We start from the raw sequence: 24,846 nt of genomic DNA, 5'->3' as shown, positions 1-24,846 counted from the left end.
CTTCCCCAACGCCTCTGGCACAGCCCTTGCTCTAGCAACCCGGCTGTCCAACAAGAGGCGTTATCAACGCCCAACAGGAATTCATTGTATGTCCCTGCCCCGTCATTGGTTTCAGGTTGCCCTGGCCTTCAGCAGTGTGCTCGTGAGCGTTGCCGCCTGTGCCCAGGTTGGCCGGCTGGAGTTGGGTGTGGCCGCCGGTCAGGCCGACCTGACCATGGGCTGCCTGTACCCGATGACCGAGCGCGCCGCGATCTACGGCCAGGACAGCATCGTCGGCATCCAGGTGGCGCTGGACGAACTGCATGCCCGGCGTGAGGCGGGCGAGTTGCTGCCGCGCCTGCGGGTGATCGTCGATGACGACCAGTCGAAGGCGTCCTACGGCGTCAGCCTGGCCAAGAGTTTTATCCACAAGGACGGCGTGCAGGTGTTGTGCGGCATGGTGTCTTCGGGGGTGGCGCTGGCGGTCAGCGAGCTGGCCTACCAGGAGCGGGTGCTGATGATCGGCACCGACCATGCGTCCTCGCGCATGACCCTGGAAAACGGCCATCCGTATTATTTTCGCGTGACCAACGACACCTGGACCTCGATGGCGGCCGGTGCCCGTTACCTGCAAGCGCTGCAGATAACCACGGGGTGGAAGCGCCTGGCGTTCATCGGCCCGGACTACGAGTACGGCCACGTCTCCCGTGATGACCTGCATGAAGCCTTCAGCCAGTTGGGCGTGCAATTCGAAGATGTCACCGAGCTGTGGCCACGGCTGTACGAGCCGGACTATTCGGCGTACATCGCCGCCCTCGAGCAGGCCAAGCCCGACATCATTGTCTCGGCCCTGTGGGGCGGCGACCTGCACGCCTTCATCAAGCAGGCAGCCGGTACCCGGTTGTTCGAAACCTCGCGCCTGGCCAACTTCGACACGGGTGGCAACTACGACTTCCTGGAGTCACTGGGAGCCAAGGCGCCGCCGGGGTTGATTCTCTCGGCCCGTCACCACAACAACTGGCCGGCCACCGAGCGCAACCACTCCTTTGTCGAGCGCTTTCGTGCCCTGAGCGGGCGATACCCGACCTACGCCGCCCAGGGCGCTTACACCGGCGTGATGGTGCTGGCCAAGGCCTATGAGAAAGCCGCCGGGGCCACCGACAGCCAGGCGTTGATCAAGGCGTTGGAGGGGCTGGAGATTGCCCTGCCGGAAGACCCGGACGGTTTCGCTTCACGGATTGACCCGATCACCCACCAGATCCAGCAAACCCAGGCGGTTGGCACTCCTGTGGCCAATTCCGATTTTCCTCCGGCGCAACTGATGCTGGGGGACTGGTCGGTGTATTCGGCGCAGGAGCTGCAGCTCGATAACGCCACGCTGGCGCGGCGACTGGCCGCACGTAAACGCAGTACCGAGGGCCAGGCACCTTAGGCCGTTCATTCATCCACCGAGACATCAGCCCATGTACAACTATAAAAAAACCATGATCAAACACCCCCTGGCCCTGGCCATCGCTGCCACGGGCCTGGCCCTGTCCTTGACCACCAGCGTCCAGGCAGCCGAGAACGGCAAGTTCCGCATCGGTATCGTGACCTTCCTCTCGGGCCCTGCCGCCGGCCCGTTCGGCGAACCCTCGGCGAATGCCGCCAAGGTGCTGGTGGAAGGGCTGAACGAGGGCAAGCTGCCCGCGCCCTACAACACCATTGGCATCAACGGTGCCGAGATCGAAGTGGTGATCATCGATGAGGCCGGTGGTGCGGCCAAGCAGGTGGAAGAGTTCCGTAACCTGGTGCAGCGCCAGAAGGTCGATGCGGTGGTGGGCTACATCTCGTCCGGCGACTGCCTGGCCATTGCCCCGGTGGCCGAAGAGCTGGGCGCGATGACGGTGTTCTACGATTGCGGCACTTCGCAGTTGTTCAATGAAGACAAGACCCCGCAGTTCGTGTTCCGCACCAGCCTCGATGCGGCCGTGGACAACATCGGCGCGGCGCGTTACCTGGCCAAGGTCCGCCCGGACGCGCAGAAGGTCGCCGGGATCCAGCAGAACTACGCCTGGGGCCAGGACAGCTGGAACGACTTCACCCACTCCATGGAGCAGTTGATGCCCAAGGCCAAGGTGGTCGAGTCGCAAATGCCCAAGGTGTTCCAGGGCCAGTATGGCGCCGAGATTTCCGCCTTGTCGGTCAAGCGCCCGGACATCATCCACTCCAGCTTCTGGGGTGGCGACATGGAGGCCCTGGTACTGCAGGCCAACGCCCGTGGCCTGCTGGAGGATGCAACCGCCGTGCTGACGTGCGGCGAGTCGGCGATCGACCGCTACAAGGACCAGGCACCCAACGGCATGATCATCGGCGGCCGTGGGCCATTCGGTGCGTTTGCCCCGGATAACGAGCTCAACCGCTGGTTCAAGGGCAGCTACCAGGCGGCCTACAAGACCGACCCGACGTACCCGGCGAGCAAGATGGCCCAGGCGATTCTCGGCCTCAAGCACGCGGCGGAGAACGCCAAGGTCGAGTCGGGCAAGGTCCCGGCACCGCTGGAGATCGCCAAGGCCTTCAAGGGCGCGACCTTCGAGTCGGTCTCGGGCCCGGTGCAAATGGCCCGGGCTGGTGGTCACCAGGCGATGCAAGGCATTGCCTACGGCGAGTACCAGTACGACGCGGCGAACAAGAAGGGCGGCGTGCAGAACGTCATCGCCTTCAACGGTGAGTGCGTGACCCCGCCGGACGGTACCACCGCGCTGGAATGGATCAAGGCCGGCTTCCCGGGTGCCCAGTGCAACTGAGCCGCGCCGCGTGATTGATCCTCTGTGGCGGGCCTGCGGGCGCCGCCACCTCTTTGCCAAGGTAGGACCCCTATGATGAGTCTTTTTGCGGTGCTGATTGACGGCACCATCTATGCCTCGTGGCTGTTCCTGGTAGCCGCCGGGCTTACGGTGATCTACGGGGTGATGCGCATCCTGAACATGGCCCATGGCAGCTTCTACGCCATCGGCGCCTATACCGCCGCGTCGCTGGTGGGCTGGTATTTCAACAACGGTATCGGGCCGGTGTGGGCGGGGTATCTGTTGATGCTCGGCTGTGCGCTGGTGGCCGGTCTGATCGTCGGGCTGATCATCGAGCGCGGGTTGTTGCGCTTCATGTACGGCCGCGACGAAGTGCTGATGGTGATCATCACCTACGCCTTGCTGCTGGTCCTCGAAGACAGCATGAAGATGGTCTGGGGGGTGAATCCTTACTTCGCCTATCAGCCGTATGCCGAGATGGGCCGCAGCGCCCTGGCGGGGCTCAAGGTGTCCAACTACGACCTGATGCTGGTCGGCGTGTCGGTGGTGCTGGGCCTGTGCCTGTGGCTGTGGCTGGAGCGCACCCACCAGGGCAAGGTGCTGCGCGCGGTGATCCATGACCGGGAAGTGGCGATGGCCATGGGCGTCAACGTGCGCCGCATGTTCACCCTGGTGTTCGTGCTGGGCACCATGCTCGGCACGCTGGCGGGTGCCCTGACGGCGCCGGCGATTTCCGTGGTGCCGGGCATGGGCGTGGAAATCATCGTGCTGGCCTTTGCCGTGGTCGTGGTCGGTGGCATGGGCAGCATCGAAGGGGCCGCTGTTGGTGCCTTGCTGGTGGGCCTGAGCCGCGCCGCCGCCGTGCACTACGCCCCGGAATTCGAACTCTTTGTGATCTACGGCGTGATGGCGCTGGTGCTTGCGGTGCGTCCGCAGGGCCTGTTCGGCCGCGTGCTGGCGAGGAAAATCTGATATGCGCCTCAATAGAACCGAACTGATACTGCTCGGCGTCGCGCTGCTGCTGGCCGCCGGCGGCTTGATTGCGCCGCAATGGCTGGTGTTCCTGCTGACGATGGCCCTGGCCAAGTCGATGGTGGTGCAGGGCGTGGTGATGCAGATGCGCGCGGGCCTGGTAACCTTCGGCCAGGGCTTGTACTTCTGCGTCGGCGGTTATGCCGTGGGCATGAGCGGGCACTTCCTGGAGATCTCCGACCTGGCCTTGCTGCTGGTGATCGGGGTGGGCGCGGCCGTGTTGCTGGCAATGCTGCTGGGCCTGTTGATGACCCGCTACCGAGAGATCTTTTTCGCCATGTTGTCGTTGGCGTTCTCGATGATCCTGTACGGCGTGCTGGTCAAGAGCTCGGCCCTGGGCAGCACCGACGGCTTCAACGTCAAGGCCTGGAGCCTGTTCGGCTGGAGCCCGGCCCAGGGCCAGGCGCCGCTCGCGCTGTTCATCATCATCGTCGGCGTCTGCGCGGTGCTGGCGGTGTTGCTGCACCGCTACAGCCGCAGCAGTGCCGGGATGATGTGCGAAGCGATTCGCGAAAACGAAGTGCGCGTCGAGTACCTCGGCCAATCTCCCCGCTGGGTGCTGTACATGAACTACGTCGCGGCGGCTGCGGTGTCGGCCCTGGGCGGCGGCTTCATGGCGCTGTCGGCCGGGCACATCGACCCGGAAATGGCGTACTGGATCACCTCTGGCGAGTTCGTGTTCATTGCCTTGCTCGGCGGTACCGCCCACGTCGCGGCGCCCTTCATTGCGGCGATTGTGTTTGCGGTGGTGCGCACCTATGCCATCGAGCTGGTGCCCCATAGCTGGCAAATGATTCTGGGCTTCACCTTGCTGGCGATCATCGTGTTCCTGCCCAAGGGGTTGTGGAGCCTGTTTACCGGACAAGCGCGGAGGGCCAAGGCATGAGCTGCATTCTCGAAACTCAAGGACTGTGCAAGGCATTTGGTGCGGTCACCGCGGCCAAGGACGTCAACGTGCGCATTCGGCCGGGCGAAGTGGTCGGCGTCATCGGTTCCAACGGCGCCGGCAAGACCACTTTTATCAACATGGTCACCGGCTACCTGAAACCCAGCAGTGGCCAGGTCCTGTTCAATGGCCAGTCGATCATCGGCCGCACGCCCCGGGCGATTACCCGCCTGGGCATGGCCCGCTCGTTCCAGGTCGCCCAGCTGTTCCCCCAGTTGAGCGTGATGGACAACCTGCTGATCGCCGTGGCGGCGGCACAGAACCCGTTTCCCTCGCTGCTGGCGCCGATGCGCACGGCGGCGCGGGTGGCGTTGGCCGACGCGATGCTTGCGCAGTTCGACATCGCCCGCTGGCGCGATACCCAGGTCACCGCCGTGCCGCAGGGTGTGCGCAAGCTGATCGATATCGCCATGGCGCTGATTGGCGAGCCGCAGATGCTGCTGCTCGACGAACCCACCAGTGGGGTCAGTGCCGAGGAGAAAACCGCGCTGATGGACACGGTGATGCGGGTGGTCGCCGAGCGCCGGGTGACGGTGTTGTTTGTCGAGCACGACATGGACGTGGTGCGTCGTTACGTCTCGCGCATCCTCGCCTTCTACAGCGGTGAAGTACTGGCCGACGGGGTGCCGGAACAGGTGCTGGCCAATCCCCGGGTGCAGGAATTTGTCACCGGTAGCCAGAAAGTTCACCTGAGGGCCGCGCTATGAGTCTTGAGATTCGCAACCTGAGTGTGTCGATCGAAGGGGTGCCGATCCTGCACCAGGTGTCGCTGACCGTGGGCGCCGGGCAGATGGTGGGGTTGATCGGCCATAACGGCGCCGGCAAGACCACGCTGATCCGCGCCATCATGGGGTTGCTGGACGCCGACGCGGGTGACATGTCCTTTGCCGGGCAGGACCTGCGCACCCTGCCCAGCTTCAAGCGGGCGGCGGCGGGTATCAGCTATTTGCCGGAGGATCGGCGGTTGATCCCGGCGTTGACGGTCGAGGAGAACATCCTGCTGCCGGTCTGGGCCAATCACTTGGCCGACAGTCAGCGCCGCCTGGAATGGGTGTACAGCCTGATCCCGGAGATCGCCCAGTTCCGCGACCGCAAGGCCATGCAACTGTCGGGCGGCCAGCAAAAACTGGTGGCGCTGGCCCGGGCGCTGATGCCCGGCAACAAGCTGCTGTTGCTCGACGAACCCTTCGAGGGCGTGGCGCCCGTGCTGTCGAGGCGCTTGAGCGAGGTGATCGCCAAGCTCGGGCAGGAAGGTTTGTGCGTGCTGATCAGCGAGTCCGATGACACTCATTCTGCTGACCTGGTCGATGCGTTGTTTCGCATCGAGCGCGGCAGCGTGACAGTAGGGTAGGGAGCACCATGTCGACATTTACCTTTGAAACCACCCCACGGGTGATCTGTGAAATTGACGGCGCCTTGCGCCTGGGCCAGTTGTGTCGCGAGCTCAAAGCCGAGCGGGTACTGCTGGTCAGTGACCCAGGCCTGCTGCGCGCCGGCTTGCTCGATGCACCGCTGGCGGCGATGCGCGAGCAGGGCGTGCAGGTCACGCTGTACAGCGATGTGCAGGCGGATCCGCCAGTGGCCGCGGTGCTGGATGCGGTGGAAGTGGCGCGCGGTTGCAGCGCCCAGGCGGTCATCGGGTTGGGCGGCGGCAGCTCCCTGGACACCGCCAAGCTGGTGGCGCTGCTGTGTAGTCACGAGCAGTCGCTGGAGTCGATCTACGGCAACAACCTGGCCAAGGGGCCACGTTTGCCGTTGATCCAGGTGCCGACCACCGCGGGCACCGGGTCCGAGGTCACGGCCGTGGCAATCGTCACTACCCCCAGCCATGAAAAGAAGGGCGTGGTCAGTCCGCTGTTGTATCCGGACATCGCCTTGCTGGATGCGCGCTTGACCGTCGGCCTGCCGGCGGCGATCAGCGCCATGACCGGGGTCGATGCGATGGTCCATGCCATCGAGGCCTATACCAGCGTGCACAAGAAAAACGTGTTGTCCGATGGCCTGGCGGTGCAGGCCCTGCGTTTGCTGGCGGGCAACCTGGATCGGGTACTGGCCGAGCCGGGTGACCTGGCGGCGCGTTCGGACATGCTCCTGGGTTCGATGCTGGCCGGCATGGCGTTCGCCAATGCGCCAGTGGCGGCGGTGCATGCGCTGGCCTATCCACTGGGTGGGCAATTCCACGTGCCCCATGGCTTGAGCAATGCCCTGGTGTTGGTGCCCGTGCTGAATTTCAACCGTTCGGCGGCCGAGCCGCTGTACGCGCAACTGGCCTCGGCGGTACTGCCGCAGCAGCGCTTTGCCAATGCGGCCGAGGCGTGCGAGGGGTTCATCGATTTCATCACCCGCCTGGTGGCGCGCATGCCGTTCGCCCAGCGTTTGCATGAGGTGGGCGTCACGTCCCAGGACCTGTCCCGGCTGACCGAGGACGCGCTGAAGGTCGAGCGCTTGCTGATCAACAACCCGCGTCCGCTCAACCGCGACGATATTCACGCCATCTACGCCTCGGTGCTGTAGGGCGAAGGAGTGATTCATGAGTTACGAATTCAGAAGCGTACCGCGCATCTTGTGTGAAGCCGGTGCGCTGCAACAGGTCGGGCACGTGCTCAGCGGATTGGGCGCACAACGGGTGATGCTGGTGTGCGACCCAGGCATTGTCAGCCTGGGTTTTGCCGCCAGTGCGCAACAGGCCTTGCACGCTGCTGGCTGCGAGGTGACGGTGTTCGATCAGGTGGTGCCCGATCCTTCGGCCAGTGTGGTCAAGCAGGCCGCAGCCCAGGCGCGCGCGTTCAAGGTCGATGGGGTGCTGGGGTTGGGGGGCGGCAGTTCCCTGGATGCGGCGAAACTGGTGGCCTTGCTGGTCAATAGCGAGCAGTCCCTGGAAGCCATGTACGGCACCGATAAAGCGCTGGGGCAACGGGTGCCGCTGGTGTTGATGCCAACCACCGCCGGCACGGGTTCGGAGGTGACCTGGGTCTCGGTAATCACTGATGAGCAGCAGTGCAAGCAGGTGGTGTACTCGCCGCAATTGCTGCCCGACGTGGCGGTGCTCGACCCCGAGCTGACCCTCGGCCTGCCGCCCAAGGTCACTGCCGCCACCGGCCTGGATGCCATGGTGCATGCCATCGAGGCCTACACCAGCCGCACGCGCAAGAACCCAATTGCCGACAGCCTGGCCACCGCCGCCTTGGCTTTGCTGGGACGCAATCTGCCCAAGGTGCTGGCCGATGGTCGGGACGTCGCGGCACGCACGGCGATGCTGCAAGGTTCACTGATGGCGGGCATGGCATTCGTCAACGCGTCGGTGGCGGCGATCCATGCCCTGGCCTATCCGTTGGGGGCGCGCTTCCATATTCCCCATGGCCACGCCAACGCCCTTGTCATGGCACCGATCATTCGCTTCAACCTCGCCCAGGCGCAGCGCCAATATGCTGAACTGGCAGCCTATCTGCTGCCGGACCAGCTGTTTGCCGATGAGGCCACGGCGGCCGAGGCGTTTGTCCTGGCCATTGAGGCGCTGGTGCGCGACAGCGGCCTGGAGACGCGTTTGTCGAAGCTGCAGGTCGACGAACAGGCCATCCCGTCGATGGCCACGGAAGTGGTGGTAGGCATTCGCCGCTTGATCGACAGCAATCCACGGGACATGACGGAGCAGGATGTAGCGGCCATCTATCGCGGGATTTTCTAAGCAGGAGCGTTGGCCTGGCGCTGAGTGTGAATCCATTCGGCCCAGGCCCTGCAACCCGGGTGGTGGTTCTGGCCTGATGCCGGGTGGGCTGGCTGAGCACTCAATGTGAAGCTACATTTTCCTCTTTGAGTGCAAGGAACAATCATGCGGATATGGATGGCAGCGCTGGGGTGTGTGGTGTTGGCGGGGTGTTCGTTACCGGCCTCGCTGGTGCCGGGGGAGCCGAACCTGAGCAAGGAGACTGCCAAGCCGCCCAAGGAATACGCCGCGTGTGTGTTGCCAGCCTGGCAGCGCGAGGTGCCCAAGGCTACCCAGACCCAGATCTCCAACGGCTGGCGGATCAACGCGCCCAGCATCATTACCGCCGATGAGATCGTCGATATCGTCAAGTACAAGGATGGCAGCAAGGTCTCGTTGTACCAGGGACCGCCGTGGGCCAAGTCGGCGGCCTTGCGCAAGGCGGTGCGCGATTGCCTGTAGCTCATGGGCTGGCTTGGGTTTCACAGACGAAATAATTGCTCTGGCGGTTTTTCGCGGTGAGGTCCTTGGTCAATTGTCTGGCCGCCGCGACGCACTGTTGATAGGCATCGGGCTGCACCCAATGTTCAACGGCAATCACCTGGCAGTCGCTGCGCGAAGCGTCGGTGCACAGGTACAGCAGTAAAAAGACCGTCATACACTCTCCCGCACGCTCGCTGGCAGAATCTGTGCCGCCAGTACCCAGTATGTACGTCTCCATGACTTAGGCCAGCCTCGCGGCCGCCATTAGTCCATCAAGGAAGTTTTCATGATCACCACCACTACCCATTCCATCGAAGGTCGGCAGATTGCGGCGTACCTGGACATCGTCAGCGCCGAGTCCGTGCAGGGCATCAATGTGGTGCGGGATATATTTGCCGGCATGCGCGATTTTTTCGGCGGGCGTTCCCAGACCCTCGAGAAAGCCCTGCGTGAAGCCCGTGCCCAGGCCACTGACGAGCTCAAGGAGCGCGCCCGCAGCCTGCAGGCGGATGCGGTGGTGGGGGTCAACTTTGAAATCAGCATGCCCTCCGGCAAGGGCAGCATGCTGGTGGTCTTTGTGACCGGTACCGCGGTCAAGCTCAAGTAACCCGACTTGGGCCATTCGTCGGCTGATGGCTTTTTGAATGGGTGGTCCGGGTATGACCGGTTAGTCTGGAATCTCTTGAGGGTCTGTGCTTTTCAGGCAAACGCTTGTTTGTCGGTACCGACCTGTAGGGAGGGACGCAGAGATGAGCAATCCGTACATCGAAGATGATGGCGCTGAGTACCCGATCAACAACTGTGTGCACTGCGGGCAGACAGATTACGTCTCGGGGTTTGGCCAAGCGCCGAGCAAACCGGGCCAGGTCCGTGCGTCCACAGTGAGCAGGACTTCCAGTAAACCGTTCATGCCCAGGGTCACCGTGCCATTGCGCAAGTGATCGAAAACCCGACAGACCCCGCCGATGTGCGTAATGCTGTTCACTTAAGCATTTGAGCTCACGCCGGGCTTCCTAGAAAATCCGATGCCAGACCTCTGGCATCGGATTTTTTATGTCTGTTCAACAGGACCTGCTCGACCTCGACGACCTTTTTAACTTCTGCGACCTGAGCACCTTCACCCAAAACATTCCCATCGAGTGGGTAGCGTCTGCGCTCGACCTCTCCAGTCAGGCGACCATTCGCCGGCGGCGCCTGCCCGCTGATCAAGTGCTGTGGCTAGTGCTTGGCATGGCGTTATTTCGTGACGAGCCGGTTCACGAGGTGGCCAGGCGTTTGAACATCTGCGCCCAAGGCCTGGCCTCTGACCATTTGCTGGCGCGCAGTGGTGTAACCGAAGCTCGTAAACGGCTCGGCGCCGATCCTGTTGAGTGGTTGTTCCGCAAGACCGGCAACCATTGGGGCGCAGAGCGCTATGACGATGATGCCTGGCATAATTTGCAGGTTTTCGCGGTGGACGGTGCGCTTTTTCGCACCCCGGATACGCCCGAGCTTCGAGATCACTTCGGGTCGGGAAACACCCCCAGCGATCGCCAGACACCGTTTCCGATGCTGCGCCTGGTGGCGCTAATGAATGTGCGTTCGCACGTGATCCTAGATGCACAATTGAGCCCTTACCGACGCAGTGAAATGCGCCTGGCCGACGAGTTTTTGCAGCATATTCCCGACCACTCGGTGACGCTGTTCGACAAAGGGTTCTGGGGCGCGGAGCTGCTGTTGAGCCTAAGTAGAACGGGCACCAGCCGTCATTGGTTGATCCCGGCAAAAAAGGGACTGGTCTGCGAGGAAGTGGCCCGCTACAACCAGCGCGACCGTTTGGTGCGTATGAAAGTCTCGCCACAGGCCAGAAAGCGAAATCCGACTCTTCCCTCGCACTGGGAGGTACGCGAAGTCAGCTATGAAATTCAAGGCAAAGTGAAGACCGTGATGACGTCCTTGCCGGCCAAGACCTACACCACTAAGGCTGTTGCCAAACTTTATCAGGAGCGTTGGGAGATCGAGTTGGGTTTCAGGGACATCAAGAGTTCAATGCAACAGAACGCAATGACCTTGCGCAGCAAAAAAATCGAGCTGATCTATCAGGAAGTGTGGGGGCTGTTGCTGGCTTACAACGTGATTCGCCGGGAAGCGAGCCAAGCGGCGGTGGCGTTTGGTCGAGCGCCTTCGGACATCCGTTTCAAACCGGCCTGCCAGTACATCGCCGTGCAATTGATCGTGATGGCAGCAGCCAATCCAGTTTCAGCGACAGGGAGACGCTTGGCGGAACTGAGGGCAGGTATCGGGGGATTGTTTCTGGATCACCGCCCCAGGCCTTCGAGGCCAAGGACGGTGAAGATTTCAAAGACCCGGTTCCCAGTGGACCGTGAGGCTGCTCCGCTTAAGTGAACAGCATTACGCCGATGTGCGGGGTTTTTTGTGCCTGCGGTTTGGCGGGAGGAGGGGTGATATGCAGGTGTGTCATATTTTGTATCAATGTAACCAGGAGTGGTTGGGGTGTTTCACGTTTCTTTCACAAGCCAAAACGTAGGCTCAGCTCATCCGTTAAAAGCAAGTCTTGTCAGCCCGTTCCCCAGCGGGCTTTTTTTTGCCCGCGATAAAACTCTTCGGCTAATTGCTGTCCAACCCACGCGCACAGCAAGGTTGGCGGCGTCCTCGTCTGGACACCCCCCTTCAGTAGCAGCCCATTTCTACGATTCAATACTCTGTTTGAGGTTCATGTCATGCGTTTAACTCTGCCTGCTCTGGTTCTGGGGCTTCTGGTCGCTCAAGGTGCAATGGCTTCCGGTGATGGCACCGCGGCGTTGGGTGGCGGCCTGGGTGGCGCGTTGGGCAACGTGGTGGGTCAGAAGCTCGGTGGCAGCACCGGCGCGACCATTGGCGCGGGTGTAGCCGGCGCTGCCGGTGGTGCTGCGGGCGCCCACAAGGGTAATCGCACCAAGGCCGCCATTGGCGGTGGTGTCGGCGCGGCCGGTGGTTCGGTCATCGGGCGTTCGCTGGGCGGCAAGAATGGTGCGACCATCGGCGCCGGCCTGGGCGGTGCCGCCGGTGGCGCGGTGGGTAACAGCATGGGCAAGAAGGGTCACTGATCCTTCGCTGCGATGTACCGGTAGGAGCGGGCGCCGGCTTGCGGCTTGCTCGCGTTGAACGCAACGCGTTTATTCAGGCAGCATGGGTAAGCGTTGACGTCCATCGCGAGCAAGCTCGCTCCTACAGTCAATCTGGCTGTCCGCACATTTTGCGTACGGCCGCCACAAAACCAAGATCAAACGAACGCAGCCCTAGGCAGTTCCCACAGCCGGGGTTCACAGCTCCAGTTGATCGGCGCGGATGCCGAATGCCGTGGCGATCTTTTCCCGGGTGGCGCGGCGTGGTTTGTTGACCGCCTCCTGTTGGGCAAACGCCGGCTGGGAAATGCCCAGGCGCCTGGCCACCTCTTCCTGGGTCAGGTTCAGGTGCTCGCGCCACGCGCGGATCGGGGTGGCCCCGTCGACAATGCGGCTGACCACCGAATGTGGAATCAGCTCGGCAGTGCCAGTTTGGCTGATGTACTGCTGATAGGGGATGACCACAAAGGCCGGCTCGCCGTCCGGGCCCTTGATGATTTGAATCTCAGTAGGTGCGTTCATCGCGTATTTTCCGTTGCTGGTCACTGTGTATCCGCAGCAGTTGCTTGACGGCTTTGCGGGTCCAGTAGATTTCGTTCATGAGAGTCTAATAAGTCTTTCATAAGTTAATCAACAGTTATCTTATAAAATAATAAGTTAACGTCTCACGCTTTCCCTGCGCTCGAGATTCACCCTAGGCCCTGCTGTCGATGTTGCGACTGGCAAATGGTTGCCCCATGTAAACCAGGCTCGTTATGCTGCTGAACCCTTTCTTCGACCGTTGCGCGGTCGATCAGGGCCATGGCCGTACCTGAGCCGTTCCTGGAATGTTGTGTTGATAACGGATCAGATGCGATGAGTGCACAGCTGGAGTTGGGCCCGATCAAGGCCGTGATTTTTGATATGGATGGTCTGTTGCTGGATACCGAGGGCATTTACACCGAGGTCACGCAGATCATCGCGCAACGCTACGGCCGTACGTTCGACTGGAGCATCAAGCAGAACATCATTGGCCGTGGCGCCGCCGACCTGGCGCGTTATTTGGTGCAGGCGCTAGAGTTGCCCATCAGTGCCGAGGAGTTCCTGCGGATTCGCGAACCCTTGATGCAGGAACGTTTTCCTCTTGCGCTGGCGATGCCAGGGGCCCGGGAGTTGGTTGAGCACTTGCAGGCCAACAACATTCCGATTGCCGTGGGCACCAGTTCTTCGAGTCAGTCCTTCGCGCAGAAAACCACCTTGCACCGTGACTGGTTCGCGCTGTTCGACACCATCGTCACCGCCGACGACCCTGAAGTCGGTGCCGCCAAGCCGGCCCCGGATATCTTCCTCACCGCCGCGCGCCGCCTGGGCGTAGCGCCTGAGGATTGCCTGGTGTTCGAGGATTCGCCATTTGGCGTCACTGCGGCGAAAGCGGCGGGGATGACTGCAGTGGCGGTGCCGGACGCGGCCATGGCTGACGAAAAGTATGCCCATGCCGACAGCATCTTGCGTTCGTTGAGGGCTTTTTCGCTGCAGGCCTATGGCTTGCCGGCACTTGAAACAGCCTGACCAGTGATCCAGGCACAACAAGACGCCGAGTAACCTGTGCAGGGTTACCCGGCGTTTTGTTGTACCTGTAAAGGCCTCAGGCGCCAAAACCACCGTCGATGGTCAAGCTGGCCCCGGTGATATAGCCAGCCTCAGGACCGGCCAGGTAGGCGACGAAGCTGGCGATTTCGGCGGCGGTGCCATACCGGCCCACAGCCATCAGCGGGATCAGGCTTTCGGCGAACTCGCCGTGGGCCGGGTTCATGTCGGTGTCGACCGGGCCGGGTTGCACGTTGTTGATGGTGATGCCCCGTGGACCCAGGTCGCGGGCCAGGCCCTTGGTCAGGCCGACCAGTGCGGCCTTGCTCATGGCGTAGGGGCCACCACCGGCGAAGGGCATGCGGTCGGCGTTGGTGCTGCCGATGTTGATAATGCGACCGCCGGCGCCCATGTGCCGTGCGGCTTCCTGGCTGGCGATGAACACGCTGCGCACATTGATAGCCAGCGTCTGGTCGAAGTCTTCGAGTTTGAAATCCTCCAACGCAGCAATGGCCAGCACGCCCGCGTTGTTGACCAGGATGTCCAGCCGCCCAAAGGTTTGCACGGTGCTATTGACCGCCTGGCGGATGGCCACGGCATCGGCGCTGTCGGCCTGGATCGCCAGGGCTTTGCCACCTGTGGCAATGATGCTGTCCTGCAGCTCCTTTGCCTTGGCGGTGGAGCTGACGTAGGTAAAGGCAACGGCGGCGCCTTCAGCGGCCAGGCGCTGGACGATGGCCGCGCCGATACCGCGGGAGCCGCCCTGGATCAGCGCTACTTTGCCGCTGAGAGGTTGAGTGGTCATGTCGATCTCCAAAGTCCCGAGGCGAAGTGTCCCGGTTGATGGAGCCTAGTATTGATTTCCCATTACCCCCTGAGTAGACCCTGATTGCGATAGTCTGTGTAAACCAAAAGTTTATAGTGGCGATCATGGAAACCTTCAGCAGTATCGAATGCTTCGTCCGTAGCGCCGAGGTCGGCAGCTTTGCCGAGGCTGCACGACGCTTGAGCCTGACCCCGGCGGCGGTGGGCAAGAGTGTCGCCAAACTGGAGGCGCGCCTGGGGGTGCGGCTGTTTCAGCGCAGCACCCGACGCCTGACGCTGACCGAGGCCGGTCAGTTGTTTCTCGGCGAGGTCAGCGCCAGCCTGCATACGATCCAGAATGCGGTGGCCAACCTGGCCAGCGCCGAAGGGCGTCCGGCCGGGACCCTCAAGGTCAGTATGGGCACGGTGTTCGGCCGGTTGTACATCGTGCCGTTGCTGGGGGAGTTCCTGGGGCGCTATCCGGCGATCAACCCGGACTGGCATTTCGATAACCGCCAGGTCGACCTGATCGGCCAGGGCTTCGACGCGGCGATTGGCGGCGGCTTCGAGCTGCCCCAGGGGGTGGTCGCCCGTCGACTGACCCCGGCCCACCGGGTGCTGGTGGCGTCCCCGGAGTACCTGGCACGCCAACCGCCGGTGCTCGAACCGGATGATCTGCGCCACCACGACGGCATCCTGATTCGCTCGCCGCAGACCGGTCGCGTACGTTCCTGGCAATTGACCAGTCGCCAGCAGCAACACAGCCCGCTGAACCTCAAGGTGCGGATGACCCTCAGTGACTCGGAAGCGGCCTGTGCCACGGCGACCCAGGGTCTGGGCATTGCGCTGGTGAGCATGCCGTTTGCGCTGGGTTATCTACAGGCGGGAACGTTGCAGCGGGTGTTGCCGGACTGGTACGTCGATGACGGCAACATTTCCATCTACTACGCCGAGCACAAGCTGCTACCGGGCAAGACCCGGGTGTTTGTCGATTTCATCATCGAGCAGTTTGCGCAGCAGCAGTGGGCTGTGCGATTCAGTGCGGTCTGAATCGCGCGGCGTGATGGTCGCGAGCAAGCTGTGCTCTCGCCAGGATCAGGCTTTCTTGATGATGTTGCCGGCGTGCAGGCCGCATTCTTTCTGGGTGGCCTCTTCCCACCACCAGCGACCTTCGCGCTCGTGCTGGTTCGGCAGCACCGGGCGGGTGCAGGGTTCGCAGCCGATGCTGATGAAGCCGCGCTCGTGCAGGCTGTTGTAGGGCAGCTCCAGCATACGGATGTAGCCCCAGATCTCTTCGCTGCTCATTTGCGCCAGCGGGTTGAATTTGTACAGCGGGCGCTCGGCGGTGGAGAACGCGCTGTCGATTTCCAGCACGGCCACCTGGCTGCGGGTTCCCGGGCTCTGGTCGCGGCGTTGGCCGGTGGCCCAGGCGCGCACGCTGGAGAGCTTGCGGCGCAGCGGTTCGATCTTGCGGATGCCGCAGCATTCGCCGTGACCGTCCTTGTAGAAGCTGAACAGGCCTTTTTCCTTGACGAAAGGTTCCAGCTTGCTGTGGTCCGGCGACACCAGTTCGATCTGGATGTTGTAGTGCTCGCGGACCTGATCGATGAAACGATAGGTCTCCGGGTGCAGGCGCCCGGTGTCGAGGCTGAAGACCTTGACGTTTTTATTGAGCTTCCAGGCCATGTCCACCAGCACCACATCCTCGGCGCCGCTGAAGGAGATCCACAGGTCGTCCCCGAACTCGGCAAAGGCCAGTTTGAGAATGTCCTGGGCGGATTTGTTGGCATAGGTCGCGGCGAGTTCAGCGACGTCGAACGATGGGCTCATCAGGGCGGTTTCCTACAGGTCTGTGGCGCTAAGCGCTCTATATGCAGGCGATGTTAGCAAAAACCCAGGCCCGCTGGCGCGCTTGTCTGCGTTGCGCAGCGAGTTGCGACTCGCTAGAGTTCGGCAGTCCTTTTGCTCGCTCAACTCAATAATCAGTACAAATGGGAGTGTGTTGTGGAAATTGCCTGTCTCGACCTGGAAGGTGTCCTGGTCCCGGAAATCTGGATCGCCTTTGCCGAAAAAACCGGGATTGAATCCCTCAGGGCAACCACCCGGGATATTCCCGACTACGACGTGCTGATGCAGCAGCGCCTGCGCATCCTCGACGAGCACGGCCTGAAGCTGGCCGATATCCAGGAAGTGATCGGCACCCTCAAGCCGCTGGAGGGCGCCATCGAGTTCGTCAATTGGCTGCGTGAGCGCTTCCAGGTGGTGATCCTGTCCGACACTTTCTACGAGTTTTCCCAGCCGCTGATGCGTCAACTGGGCTTCCCGACCTTGCTCTGCCATCGCCTGGTCACCGACGAGACCGGTCGGGTCACCGGTTATCAGTTGCGCCAGAAAGACCCCAAGCGCCAGTCGGTCCTGGCCTTCAAGAGCCTGTACTACCGGGTGATCGCTGCCGGTGATTCGTACAACGACACCACCATGCTGGGCGAGGCCGATGCCGGGATTCTGTTCCATGCACCGGACAATGTGATCCGTGAGTTCCCGCAGTTTCCGGCGGTGCACACGTTTGCCGAGTTGAAGCAGGAATTTCTCAAGGCTTCGAACCGGGAGTTGAGCCTGTAACCGTCCTTGAGGACGCTATCGCGAGCAGGCTCGCTCCCACAATGGAATGTGCTCCCTGTGGGAACGAGCCTGCTCGCGATGTTTTTATAGGTTCTGCAGGGTTTCGAGCAGCACCCTCACCTTGGTGATCGACTCCTGATACTCGGCCTGCCACTGCGAGTCGGCGACGATTCCGCCGCCGCCCCAGCAGCAGACTTGGGCGTCCTTGACCAGCAGGCTGCGGATGGCGATCGAGCTGTCCATTTGCCCGCGCACGTCCAGGTACAACAACGAGCCGCAGTACAAGCCGCGACGGGTGGGTTCCAGTTCGTCGATGATCTGCATCGCGCGGATTTTCGGCGCGCCGGTGATCGAACCGCCAGGAAAACTGCCGGCGATCAGGTCCAGGGCGTCCTTGTCGGCTGCCAGCTCGCCGGTGACGCTGCTCACCAGGTGGTGCACGTTGGGGTAGCTTTCCAGGCTGAACAATTCCGGTACGCGCACCGAGCCGATGCGGCAGGTGCGGCCCAGGTCGTTGCGCAACAAGTCGACGATCATCAGGTTTTCCGCGCGATCCTTGGGGCTGGCCAGCAGTTCAGCGGCATTGGCCGCGTCTTCGGCGGCATCGCGTCCGCGTGGGCGGGTGCCTTTGATCGGGCGGGTCTCCACCTGGCGCTGGCTGACTTTGACGAAACGCTCGGGTGACAGACTGAGTACTGCACCGCCGTCGGGCAGGCTCTGAAAACCCGAGAACGGCGTCGGGCACGCTGCCCGCAGTGCGCAATAAGCGGTCCAGGCGTCGCCCTGGCACTGCGCGCGGAACCGTTGGGCAAAGTTGACCTGATAGCAGTCACCGGCCTGGATGTAGTGCTGGATGCGCTCGAATGCCTGCCGATAATCCTCAGGACTGAGGTCGGGCCGCATCGGTCCCTCGAGGCTGAAAGTCGCGCTGCTCGCTGCGGCCGGCTGGCTGAACACCTCGCGCAGGCGCTGGCGCTCGGCCGCGCTGACGTGGGGGTGAAACACCAGTTGGCTGGTGCCCAGCAGGTGGTCGCTGATCAGCGCCCAGGCATACAGGCCGAAGCGCGCATCGGGCAGTTGCAGGTCGTCTTGCGCCTGGTGGGGCAGGGCCTCCAGGTGCCGGCCGAAATCGTAGCTGAGGTAGCCGATCAGGCCGCCGGCGAATGGCAGTTCGAAAGGCGCCGGGATGGTCGCTTCGCCCAATTGGCCGAGAGTGCTGCGCAAGCGTTGCAGGAAGCCTGCGCCGCTTTCATCCGGCGCGACCGCCAGCGTCGCCAGCGGCCAGGCGCTGAGCAGGTCATACCGCCCGCGCTCGGCGGTCGGCCGGCCACTGTCGAGCAGCACGCTGCCGGGAGCATGACGGATCGCCGCGAAATACTCGGCGGGGTTGGCGTGGTAGGGCAGCGGGTATACGGAACAGGTCGACATGAGCGGGGTAGATCAGCCATTGAGGCGGGGTGGCGATTGTAGTCCTCTGTAGGAAATGCTCCTAGAGGGGATTGGCCATCAACAGCAGGCTGGCTCCCCCACGGACCCAGTGTGGGAGCCAGCCTGCTGGCGACAGGTGCAGCGGTTTCGGCGATCAGCCCTCGACCGCAGGAATATGCCCGAACCGGTCCTGGACAAACCGCACGCGCTCTTCCACGGTTTCGCTGATGCCCTGGGTCTTGAGCTCTTCCAGGCGCGCTTCCACCGCGTGGGTGCGCAACGTCAGCCCGCAGTCGTTGGCAATCTGGATGTTTAGCCCTGGACGCGCGTTGAGTTCGAGGATCAGCGGGCCTTTTTCCTGGTCCAGCACCATGTCGACGCCGATGTAGCCCAGGCCGCACAGTTCATAACAACCGGCGGCAAGCTTCATGAAACCGTCCCAGTAGGGCAGTTGCACGCCGTCCACCGCGTTGGTGGTGTCCGGGTGTTTGGTGATGATGTTGTTCAGCCAGGTACCGCGCAACGTCAGGCCGGTAGCCAGGTCGACACCAACGCCGATGGCGCCCTGGTGCAGGTTGGCCTTGCCGCCGGACTGACGGGTCGGCAAGCGCAGCATGGCCATCACCGGGTAGCCCATCAGCACGATGATGCGGATGTCCGGCACGCCCTCATAGCTGATGCTCTTGAAGATCTGGTCGGGTATCACCCGGTACTCGATCAGTGCGCGGTCGCGGTGGCCGCCCAGGGAGTACAGGCCGGTGAGGATGCTGGAAATCTGGTGCTCGATTTCCTCATGGCTGATGATCTTCCCGGAGACGGTCCGATAGCGCCCTTCGAAACGGTCGGCGATCACCAGGATGCCGTCACCGCCGGCACCTTGTGCCGGCTTGATGACGAAGTCGCTGTGGCCGTCGATGATCTCGCCGAGCTTGTCGATTTCCTTCTCGGTGGAGATCACCCCGTACATCTGCGGCACGTGGATACCGGCCTTGATTGCCCGTTCCTTGGTGATGATCTTGTCATCGACGATCGGGTACAGGCTGCGCTTGTTGTACTTGAGCACGTAGTCGGCGTTACGCCGGTTGATGCCCATGATGCCCCGCGCCTCCAGGGCCTTCCAGGTCTTCCAGAAACCGAACATTACGAGTCAGCCTTGAGGAAGGCTTTGAAACGCACCAGCTCGGTCAGGCGGTAGCCGCGATAACGCCCCATGGCCAGCATGAAGCCCACCAGGATCAGCAGGATCGCCGGGAAGGTGAAGACGAAGTACACCAGCTCAGGCACGCTCATGATCAGGTGCGCCAGGGAGGCGGCGAACAGGGTGCCGATCGCTACTTTCATGGCATGGCCACCGCCACGTTCTTCCCAGGTAATCGACAGGCGTTCGATGGTCATGGTCAGGATCACCATCGGGAACAGCGCCACCGACAGGCCGCGTTCCAGGCCCAGCTTGTGGCTGAACAGGCTGATGGCGGCAATCAGCACCACCACGAACGTCAACACCACCGACAATCGCGGCAGCATCTGCAGTTTCAGGTGCTCAAGGTAGGAGCGTAGTGACAGGCCCAGGGCGGTAATCACGGTAAACAGCACGATCCCGAAGCCCAACTGGGTCTCGCGAAAGGCCAGGGCGATCAGCACCGGGGTGAAGGTGCCCAGGGTCTGCAGGCCGATCAGGTTACGCAGGATCAGGATCACCAGCACGCCGATCGGGATCATGACCATGATCATGAAGGTTTGTTGGGTTTGCAGGGGCAAGCCGTACAACGAGTACTCGAGGAAGTTGGCGTCGGTGTTCTCGTCGGTCAGCTTGGCCAGGCGAATGGCGTTCATTTCGCTGTTGTTCAGGCTGAAGGTCACGGTGGCTTTCTTGCCGCCATCGACGGTGATCAGGTTGTCATCGCCGGTCCACCACAGCAGGCGGTCGCTTGGCAGGCCCTGCTCGCCAGTCTCGGGGTTGAAGTACAGCCAGTCGGTACCGTTGAAGCTGCGCAGCCAGAGTTCCGGGGTCTGGGGCTGGTCGGCCACCAGGCGAATGGTGTGGACCTTTTCCACCGGCACGTGGGCGATGGACAGCAGCAGCTCGACGATCTTGGCCTTGTGCGCCGGCGCCGGGTCGCCCGCCAGGAGCATCTTGGCGTTGTCGTCGTTGCTGTTGTTGACCCGCTTGATCGCTTCGCTGATGAAGGTCTCGACGTCGGCCGAGTGCTGGCGGATCGGCGCGAGCAGGGCTTCGGCGGCGATCTTCTCCGGACCTTCGATGGCGATGCTGTCGCGGAAGGTCGGGCCCTTGATCTTGGGTTTATCGGCGGTGTAGCGCTTGGTCAGCACCAGGCGGTAGTACAGGGTCTGGTTGCCCTTGGCGCGGCGTGCCGACCAGGTGACCTTGCGGTTGCCGTCGACGCGGTTGACCGCCACCCCATAGTTGTTGGAGATGAAGCTTTCATTGAGGCTGACATAGTCGCGGCTCAAGGGCGGCACGAACATCTGGATCTTTACCGGGTCCTTGGCGCTGGCGACAAACTCGACCTTGGCGTCGATGTTCCACAGGTCGTCGGTGGCGTCTTCGGTCACCGGGATGCCCAGCACGAAAATCTGATAGGCCGTAACTGAAATGCCCAGCACCACCAGGATGGCGATCAGCAGTTTCAGATGAAGGGTAAGAGCGCGCATGGGTATTACTCTGCGGTGTGAACGTCGGTGGCGCAGGCGGGTTTGCCAGCAGCGTATTTAAGGCTAGGGTCGACCAGTGCATCAAAGCGTTTCAGGGCTTCGGAGCCGATCAAGAGCGGGTATTGGAATGCACTTCGGTCGGTCAAGTTCACTTCTATGCTGCGCAAAGCCGATCCCATGCAGATATCCAGCTCGATTACCGGACGTGCGGTGTACTTCTTGCCCTCTTCGGGATCGTAGTCGCCGGCGCGCCGCTTGATCTTGCTGACCCGGGCCAGCGGGCGTTCGATCGGGTGCGAGTGGGCGGCGTCGATAGCCAGGTAGAAGCGCACCCAGGACTCGCCGTTGCGTTTGAAACGCTTGATATCGCGGGCACTGAGGGAGGCGGTCTTGGCCCCGGTGTCGAGTTTGGCCGCGACTTCCAGGTCGATGCCTGACAGCTGGGCGTATTCGTTGAGGCCGTACACGGTCTTTTCACCCGCGTAGCCAAGGCTCGGCAGGCAGGACAGGCAGAGCAATAAAGGGAGGTGCTTGAGTCTCATAAATCCTGGCGCGTTGCTGTCCATTCTTCAGTTCAAGGTGACTGGCATTGCTGCACAAGCGCCTCGTGTGCCTGCCATAAAAAGATGACAGGCAAATGCGGGCGGCATTCTAGCACGGTGGTTTTCTGGTGCCAGCGCCGAGGTGGTCCTTCGATTTCGATTTATCCAAAGGATTTATTAGACGATTGTCGACAATCACTCTATTTCCTTTGACTGGCAGGCAGGTATTGGCTAGTTTATGGCGCATTGACTCACAAGGTGTCGACAATATGCTGGATCAACTCGATCCCCCGGTGCTGGCCTCGGACGATTCGGAAACCCTTTCCGAGAACGTCTTTCGCCGCATCCAGGCGGCCATCGTCAAAGGTGACATCGCCCCGGGCAGCAAAATCTCCGAGCCAGAGCTGGCGCGCACCTACGGCATCAGCCGCGGGCCGCTGCGCGAGGCCATCCACCGTCTCGAAGGCCAGCGCCTGCTGGTGCGCGTACCGCACGTCGGGGCCCGAGTGGTATCGCTGAGCCACGCCGAACTGATTGAACTCTATGAAATCCGCGAGTCGCTGGAAGGCATGGCCTGTCGCCTGGCCGCCGAGCGCATGAGCAGCGAAGACATCGACGAGCTGCGCCGGGTCCTGGAGACCCACGAGCGCGACGAGGCGTTCCAGGCAGGCGTGGGCTACTACCAGCAGGAAGGTGACTTCGATTTCCACTACCGGATCATCCAGGGCAGCGGCAACCGCACGCTGACCCAAATGCTTTGCGGCGAGTTGTATCAACTGGTGCGCATGTACCGCATCCAGTTTTCCGCCACTCCCAATCGGCCACGCCAGGCGTTTGCCGAACACCACCGAATTCTCGATGCCATCGCCGACCGTGACGGTGAATTGGCCGAGTTGTTGATGCGTCGCCACATCGGCGCTTCAAAACGCAACATCGCCCGTCACTATCAGGACGGCGCCCACCAGACAGTCACTCCACGAGGTGAGTCATGAGTTCCAACAAGAGCACACCAGGCCAGCGTTTCCGTGATGCGGTTGCCAGCGAGCAGCCGTTGCAAGTGGTCGGCGCGATCAACGCCAACCACGCGCTGCTGGCCAAGCGCGCCGGTTTCAAGGCTATTTATCTGTCCGGTGGCGGGGTGGCTGCCGGCTCCCTCGGCGTGCCGGACCTGGGCATTACCGGGCTGGATGACGTGTTGACCGACGTCCGCCGGATCACCGACGTCTGCGACCTGCCGTTGCTGGTGGACGTCGACACCGGTTTTGGTTCCTCGGCCTTCAACGTCGCCCGCACCGTCAAGTCGATGATCAAGTTCGGCGCGGCGGCGATCCACATCGAGGACCAGGTCGGTGCCAAGCGTTGCGGCCACCGTCCTAATAAAGAAATCGTGACCCAGCAGGAAATGGTCGACCGCATCAAGGCGGCCGTGGATGCGCGCACCGATGACAGCTTCGTGATCATGGCCCGCACCGACGCCCTGGCAGTCGAAGGCCTGGAGTCGGCCCTGGATCGTGCCGCCGCCTGCATCGAAGCCGGTGCCGACATGGTGTTCCCGGAAGCCATCACCGAGCTGGAGATGTACAAGTTGTTCGCCAGCCGCGTGAAAGCGCCGATCCTGGCCAACATCACCGAGTTCGGCGCCACGCCGCTGTACACCACCGAGCAACTGAGGGCGGCCGACGTGTCGCTGGTGCTGTACCCGCTGTCGGCGTTCCGCGCCATGAACAAGGCCGCCGAGAACGTCTACACCGCGATCCGTCGCGATGGCACGCAGCAGAACGTCATCGACACCATGCAGACGCGCATGGAGCTTTACGATCGCATCGACTACCACACCTTCGAGCAGAAGCTCGATGCGCTGTTCGCGGCAAAGAAATAAGGCAAACCCTGTAGCAGCTGCCGAGCCCGCGAGGCAACGTTCGAGTCCGCAGGACTCGCCAGCTGCTACACATATACGTTGTTAATCAGAAAGAACTTGCCGATTCCCTAAAAAATTCAAGATTGGAGACAGCAATGGCCGAAGCAAAAGTATTGAGTGGCGCCGGGCTCCGTGGTCAGGTTGCCGGGCAAACCGCACTGTCCACCGTTGGCCAGGAAGGTGCAGGCCTGACTTACCGTGGCTACGACGTGCGCGAACTGGCGGCGGATGCGCAGTTCGAGGAAGTGGCCTACCTGCTGCTGTACGGCGAGCTGCCGAGCCAGGCGCAACTGGACGCCTATGTGGCCAAGCTGAGCAAGCTGCGCGACCTGCCGCAAGCCTTGAAAGAAGTCCTCGAACGCATTCCGGCCGACGCCCATCCGATGGATGTGATGCGTACCGGCTGCTCGTTCCTCGGTAACCTGGAGGCCGAGCACAGCTTCAGCGAGCAGCACGACAAGACCGACCGCCTGCTGGCCGCCTTCCCGGCGATCATGTGCTACTGGTATCGCTTCAGCCACGACGGCAAGCGCATTAATTGCGTCAGCGACGAGCCGTCCATCGGTGGTCACTTCCTGCACCTGCTGCACGATGAGAAGCCGAGCGAGTTGCACGTCAAGGTAATGAACGTGTCGCTGATCCTCTACGCCGAGCACGAGTTCAATGCGTCGACCTTCACCGCGCGGGTTTGCGCTTCGACCCTGTCGGACCTGTTCTCCTGCATCACTGCCGCGATCGGTTCGCTGCGTGGCCCGCTGCACGGTGGCGCCAACGAGGCGGCGATGGAAATGATCCAGCGCTTCTCCTCGCCTGAAGAGGCGATCAAGGGCACCCTGGGCATGCTCGAGCGCAAGGACAAGATCATGGGCTTCGGCCACGCGATCTATAAAGACAACGATCCGCGCAATGAAGTGATCAAGGGCTGGTCGAAAAAACTCGCCGACGAAGTCGGTGACACTGTGCTGTTCCCGGTCTCCGAAGCCATCGACAAGACCATGTGGGAGCAGAAGAAACTGTTCCCCAACGCCGACTTCTACCATGCCTCGGCGTACCACTTCATGGGCATCCCGACCAAGCTGTTCACCCCGATCTTCGTCTGCTCGCGCCTGACCGGCTGGGCGGCACACGTGTTCGAACAGCGCGCAAACAACCGCATCATCCGCCCGAGCGCCGAGTACACCGGCGTCGAACAGCGCAAGTTCGTGCCAATCGAACAACGCTGATCTGGAGGGCGCTGACGCAGGGATCTGAACATTATGC

General features: G+C 62.1%; 27 protein-coding genes. 19 read left to right on the top strand and 8 right to left on the bottom strand.

Annotation, left to right across the window (positions count from 1 at the left end; translation table 11 throughout):
- Positions 1–88 precede the first annotated feature (88 nt).
- The 9 genes from QMK50_RS05435 (at position 89) to QMK50_RS05395 (ending at position 8,908) form a co-directional block, all read left to right on the top strand.
- Positions 89–1,411 (top strand): ABC transporter substrate-binding protein, encoded by a 1,323-nt coding sequence (locus QMK50_RS05435; protein WP_320332710.1) that lies wholly within the window; start codon positions 89–91, stop codon positions 1,409–1,411.
- A 31-nt stretch (positions 1,412–1,442) separates the two neighbouring features.
- Complete coding sequence (locus QMK50_RS05430; protein WP_320332709.1) at positions 1,443–2,765, top strand: ABC transporter substrate-binding protein; 1,323 nt, start codon at positions 1,443–1,445, stop codon at positions 2,763–2,765.
- Positions 2,766–2,837: 72 nt separating this feature from the next.
- Complete coding sequence (locus tag QMK50_RS05425; protein WP_095165546.1) at positions 2,838–3,737, top strand: branched-chain amino acid ABC transporter permease; 900 nt, start codon at positions 2,838–2,840, stop codon at positions 3,735–3,737.
- Position 3,738: 1 nt separating this feature from the next.
- Complete coding sequence (locus tag QMK50_RS05420) at positions 3,739–4,683, top strand: branched-chain amino acid ABC transporter permease (protein ID WP_095165544.1); 945 nt, start codon at positions 3,739–3,741, stop codon at positions 4,681–4,683.
- A complete protein-coding gene (locus QMK50_RS05415; RefSeq protein ID WP_095165542.1) occupies positions 4,680–5,450 on the top strand; it encodes an ABC transporter ATP-binding protein in 771 nt (256 codons plus the stop codon). Before QMK50_RS05420 ends, QMK50_RS05415 begins: the two co-directional genes overlap by 4 nt.
- The gene (locus tag QMK50_RS05410) at positions 5,447–6,094 is read left to right on the top strand and encodes an ATP-binding cassette domain-containing protein (protein WP_095165540.1); all 648 of its coding nucleotides are present in this window, start codon (positions 5,447–5,449) and stop codon (positions 6,092–6,094) included. Before QMK50_RS05415 ends, QMK50_RS05410 begins: the two co-directional genes overlap by 4 nt.
- Before the next feature lie 8 nt (positions 6,095–6,102).
- Positions 6,103–7,257: an iron-containing alcohol dehydrogenase gene (locus QMK50_RS05405; protein WP_320332708.1), complete on the top strand. Its 1,155-nt coding sequence runs from the start codon at positions 6,103–6,105 to the stop codon at positions 7,255–7,257.
- A gap of 16 nt (positions 7,258–7,273) precedes the next feature.
- Positions 7,274–8,428 (top strand): iron-containing alcohol dehydrogenase, encoded by a 1,155-nt coding sequence (locus QMK50_RS05400; protein ID WP_095165536.1) that lies wholly within the window; start codon positions 7,274–7,276, stop codon positions 8,426–8,428.
- A gap of 144 nt (positions 8,429–8,572) precedes the next feature.
- On the top strand, positions 8,573–8,908 hold the full coding sequence (locus tag QMK50_RS05395; protein WP_159997143.1) for a hypothetical protein: 336 nt from the start codon (positions 8,573–8,575) through the stop codon (positions 8,906–8,908).
- 1 nt (position 8,909) lies between these two features.
- Here the strand turns inward: QMK50_RS05395 and QMK50_RS05390 are convergent, their stop codons facing one another.
- On the bottom strand, positions 8,910–9,104 hold the full coding sequence (locus tag QMK50_RS05390; protein ID WP_095165532.1) for a hypothetical protein: 195 nt from the start codon (positions 9,102–9,104) through the stop codon (positions 8,910–8,912).
- 111 nt (positions 9,105–9,215) lie between these two features.
- Between QMK50_RS05390 and QMK50_RS05385 the strand changes: the two genes are divergently transcribed.
- The 4 genes from QMK50_RS05385 to QMK50_RS05370 all read left to right on the top strand — a co-directional run bounded on the left by QMK50_RS05385 (position 9,216) and on the right by QMK50_RS05370 (position 12,015).
- Positions 9,216–9,536, top strand: a complete 321-nt coding sequence (locus tag QMK50_RS05385; protein ID WP_095165530.1) for a YbjQ family protein — start codon at positions 9,216–9,218, stop codon at positions 9,534–9,536.
- Between the two features lie 142 nt (positions 9,537–9,678).
- Positions 9,679–9,870 carry a hypothetical protein gene (locus tag QMK50_RS05380; RefSeq protein ID WP_095165528.1) on the top strand — a complete coding sequence of 64 codons (192 nt, stop codon included), beginning with the start codon at positions 9,679–9,681 and terminating at the stop codon, positions 9,868–9,870.
- A 112-nt stretch (positions 9,871–9,982) separates the two neighbouring features.
- Complete coding sequence (locus tag QMK50_RS05375) at positions 9,983–11,314, top strand: IS4 family transposase (RefSeq protein ID WP_320332658.1); 1,332 nt, start codon at positions 9,983–9,985, stop codon at positions 11,312–11,314.
- 335 nt (positions 11,315–11,649) lie between these two features.
- Positions 11,650–12,015, top strand: a complete 366-nt coding sequence (locus QMK50_RS05370; protein WP_095165526.1) for a glycine zipper domain-containing protein — start codon at positions 11,650–11,652, stop codon at positions 12,013–12,015.
- Between the two features lie 216 nt (positions 12,016–12,231).
- Here QMK50_RS05370 and QMK50_RS05365 read toward each other — a convergent pair whose 3' ends face one another.
- Complete coding sequence (locus QMK50_RS05365) at positions 12,232–12,555, bottom strand: helix-turn-helix domain-containing protein (RefSeq protein WP_095165524.1); 324 nt, start codon at positions 12,553–12,555, stop codon at positions 12,232–12,234.
- 333 nt (positions 12,556–12,888) lie between these two features.
- Here QMK50_RS05365 and QMK50_RS05360 point away from each other — a divergent pair, with 333 nt between their 5' ends.
- Positions 12,889–13,581: an HAD-IA family hydrolase gene (locus tag QMK50_RS05360; RefSeq protein WP_320332707.1), complete on the top strand. Its 693-nt coding sequence runs from the start codon at positions 12,889–12,891 to the stop codon at positions 13,579–13,581.
- Between the two features lie 76 nt (positions 13,582–13,657).
- Here QMK50_RS05360 and QMK50_RS05355 read toward each other — a convergent pair whose 3' ends face one another.
- A complete protein-coding gene (locus QMK50_RS05355; RefSeq protein WP_320332706.1) occupies positions 13,658–14,404 on the bottom strand; it encodes a 3-oxoacyl-ACP reductase family protein in 747 nt (248 codons plus the stop codon).
- 125 nt (positions 14,405–14,529) lie between these two features.
- On the opposite strand from QMK50_RS05355, the gene QMK50_RS05350 reads away from it, so the two are divergent.
- Positions 14,530–15,453, top strand: a complete 924-nt coding sequence (locus tag QMK50_RS05350) for a LysR family transcriptional regulator (RefSeq protein WP_320332705.1) — start codon at positions 14,530–14,532, stop codon at positions 15,451–15,453.
- A gap of 45 nt (positions 15,454–15,498) precedes the next feature.
- Here the strand turns inward: QMK50_RS05350 and QMK50_RS05345 are convergent, their stop codons facing one another.
- A complete protein-coding gene (locus QMK50_RS05345) occupies positions 15,499–16,233 on the bottom strand; it encodes a phosphoadenylyl-sulfate reductase (protein WP_095165515.1) in 735 nt (244 codons plus the stop codon).
- A gap of 174 nt (positions 16,234–16,407) precedes the next feature.
- Here QMK50_RS05345 and thrH point away from each other — a divergent pair, with 174 nt between their 5' ends.
- The gene (gene thrH, locus QMK50_RS05340) at positions 16,408–17,025 is read left to right on the top strand and encodes a bifunctional phosphoserine phosphatase/homoserine phosphotransferase ThrH (RefSeq protein ID WP_095165513.1); all 618 of its coding nucleotides are present in this window, start codon (positions 16,408–16,410) and stop codon (positions 17,023–17,025) included.
- 84 nt (positions 17,026–17,109) lie between these two features.
- On the opposite strand, the gene pabB is transcribed toward thrH, so the two are convergent.
- From pabB to QMK50_RS05320, 4 genes are all read right to left on the bottom strand, one after another.
- Complete coding sequence (gene pabB, locus QMK50_RS05335; RefSeq protein ID WP_320332704.1) at positions 17,110–18,453, bottom strand: aminodeoxychorismate synthase component I; 1,344 nt, start codon at positions 18,451–18,453, stop codon at positions 17,110–17,112.
- A 154-nt stretch (positions 18,454–18,607) separates the two neighbouring features.
- Complete coding sequence (locus tag QMK50_RS05330) at positions 18,608–19,594, bottom strand: alpha-L-glutamate ligase-like protein (protein WP_320332703.1); 987 nt, start codon at positions 19,592–19,594, stop codon at positions 18,608–18,610.
- Positions 19,594–21,126, bottom strand: coding sequence for an inactive transglutaminase family protein (locus QMK50_RS05325; protein WP_095165507.1), 1,533 nt, complete (start codon positions 21,124–21,126; stop codon positions 19,594–19,596). Before QMK50_RS05325 ends, QMK50_RS05330 begins: the two co-directional genes overlap by 1 nt.
- 5 nt (positions 21,127–21,131) lie before the next feature.
- On the bottom strand, positions 21,132–21,668 hold the full coding sequence (locus tag QMK50_RS05320; RefSeq protein ID WP_095165650.1) for an ATP-dependent zinc protease: 537 nt from the start codon (positions 21,666–21,668) through the stop codon (positions 21,132–21,134).
- A gap of 269 nt (positions 21,669–21,937) precedes the next feature.
- Here QMK50_RS05320 and QMK50_RS05315 point away from each other — a divergent pair, with 269 nt between their 5' ends.
- The 3 genes from QMK50_RS05315 to prpC all read left to right on the top strand — a co-directional run bounded on the left by QMK50_RS05315 (position 21,938) and on the right by prpC (position 24,809).
- Positions 21,938–22,660: a GntR family transcriptional regulator gene (locus QMK50_RS05315; protein WP_095165505.1), complete on the top strand. Its 723-nt coding sequence runs from the start codon at positions 21,938–21,940 to the stop codon at positions 22,658–22,660.
- On the top strand, positions 22,657–23,547 hold the full coding sequence (gene prpB, locus QMK50_RS05310) for a methylisocitrate lyase (RefSeq protein ID WP_095165503.1): 891 nt from the start codon (positions 22,657–22,659) through the stop codon (positions 23,545–23,547). Before QMK50_RS05315 ends, prpB begins: the two co-directional genes overlap by 4 nt.
- A gap of 134 nt (positions 23,548–23,681) precedes the next feature.
- Positions 23,682–24,809: a 2-methylcitrate synthase gene (gene prpC, locus QMK50_RS05305; protein WP_159997130.1), complete on the top strand. Its 1,128-nt coding sequence runs from the start codon at positions 23,682–23,684 to the stop codon at positions 24,807–24,809.
- The last annotated feature ends 37 nt before the right edge of the window (positions 24,810–24,846 follow it).

This window comes from Pseudomonas sp. P5_152 (assembly GCF_033989915.1).
Taxonomy (GTDB): domain Bacteria; phylum Pseudomonadota; class Gammaproteobacteria; order Pseudomonadales; family Pseudomonadaceae; genus Aquipseudomonas.
The sequence above is the reverse complement of the archived record's forward strand: the minus strand, read 5'-3'. Positions and strand labels throughout refer to the sequence as shown.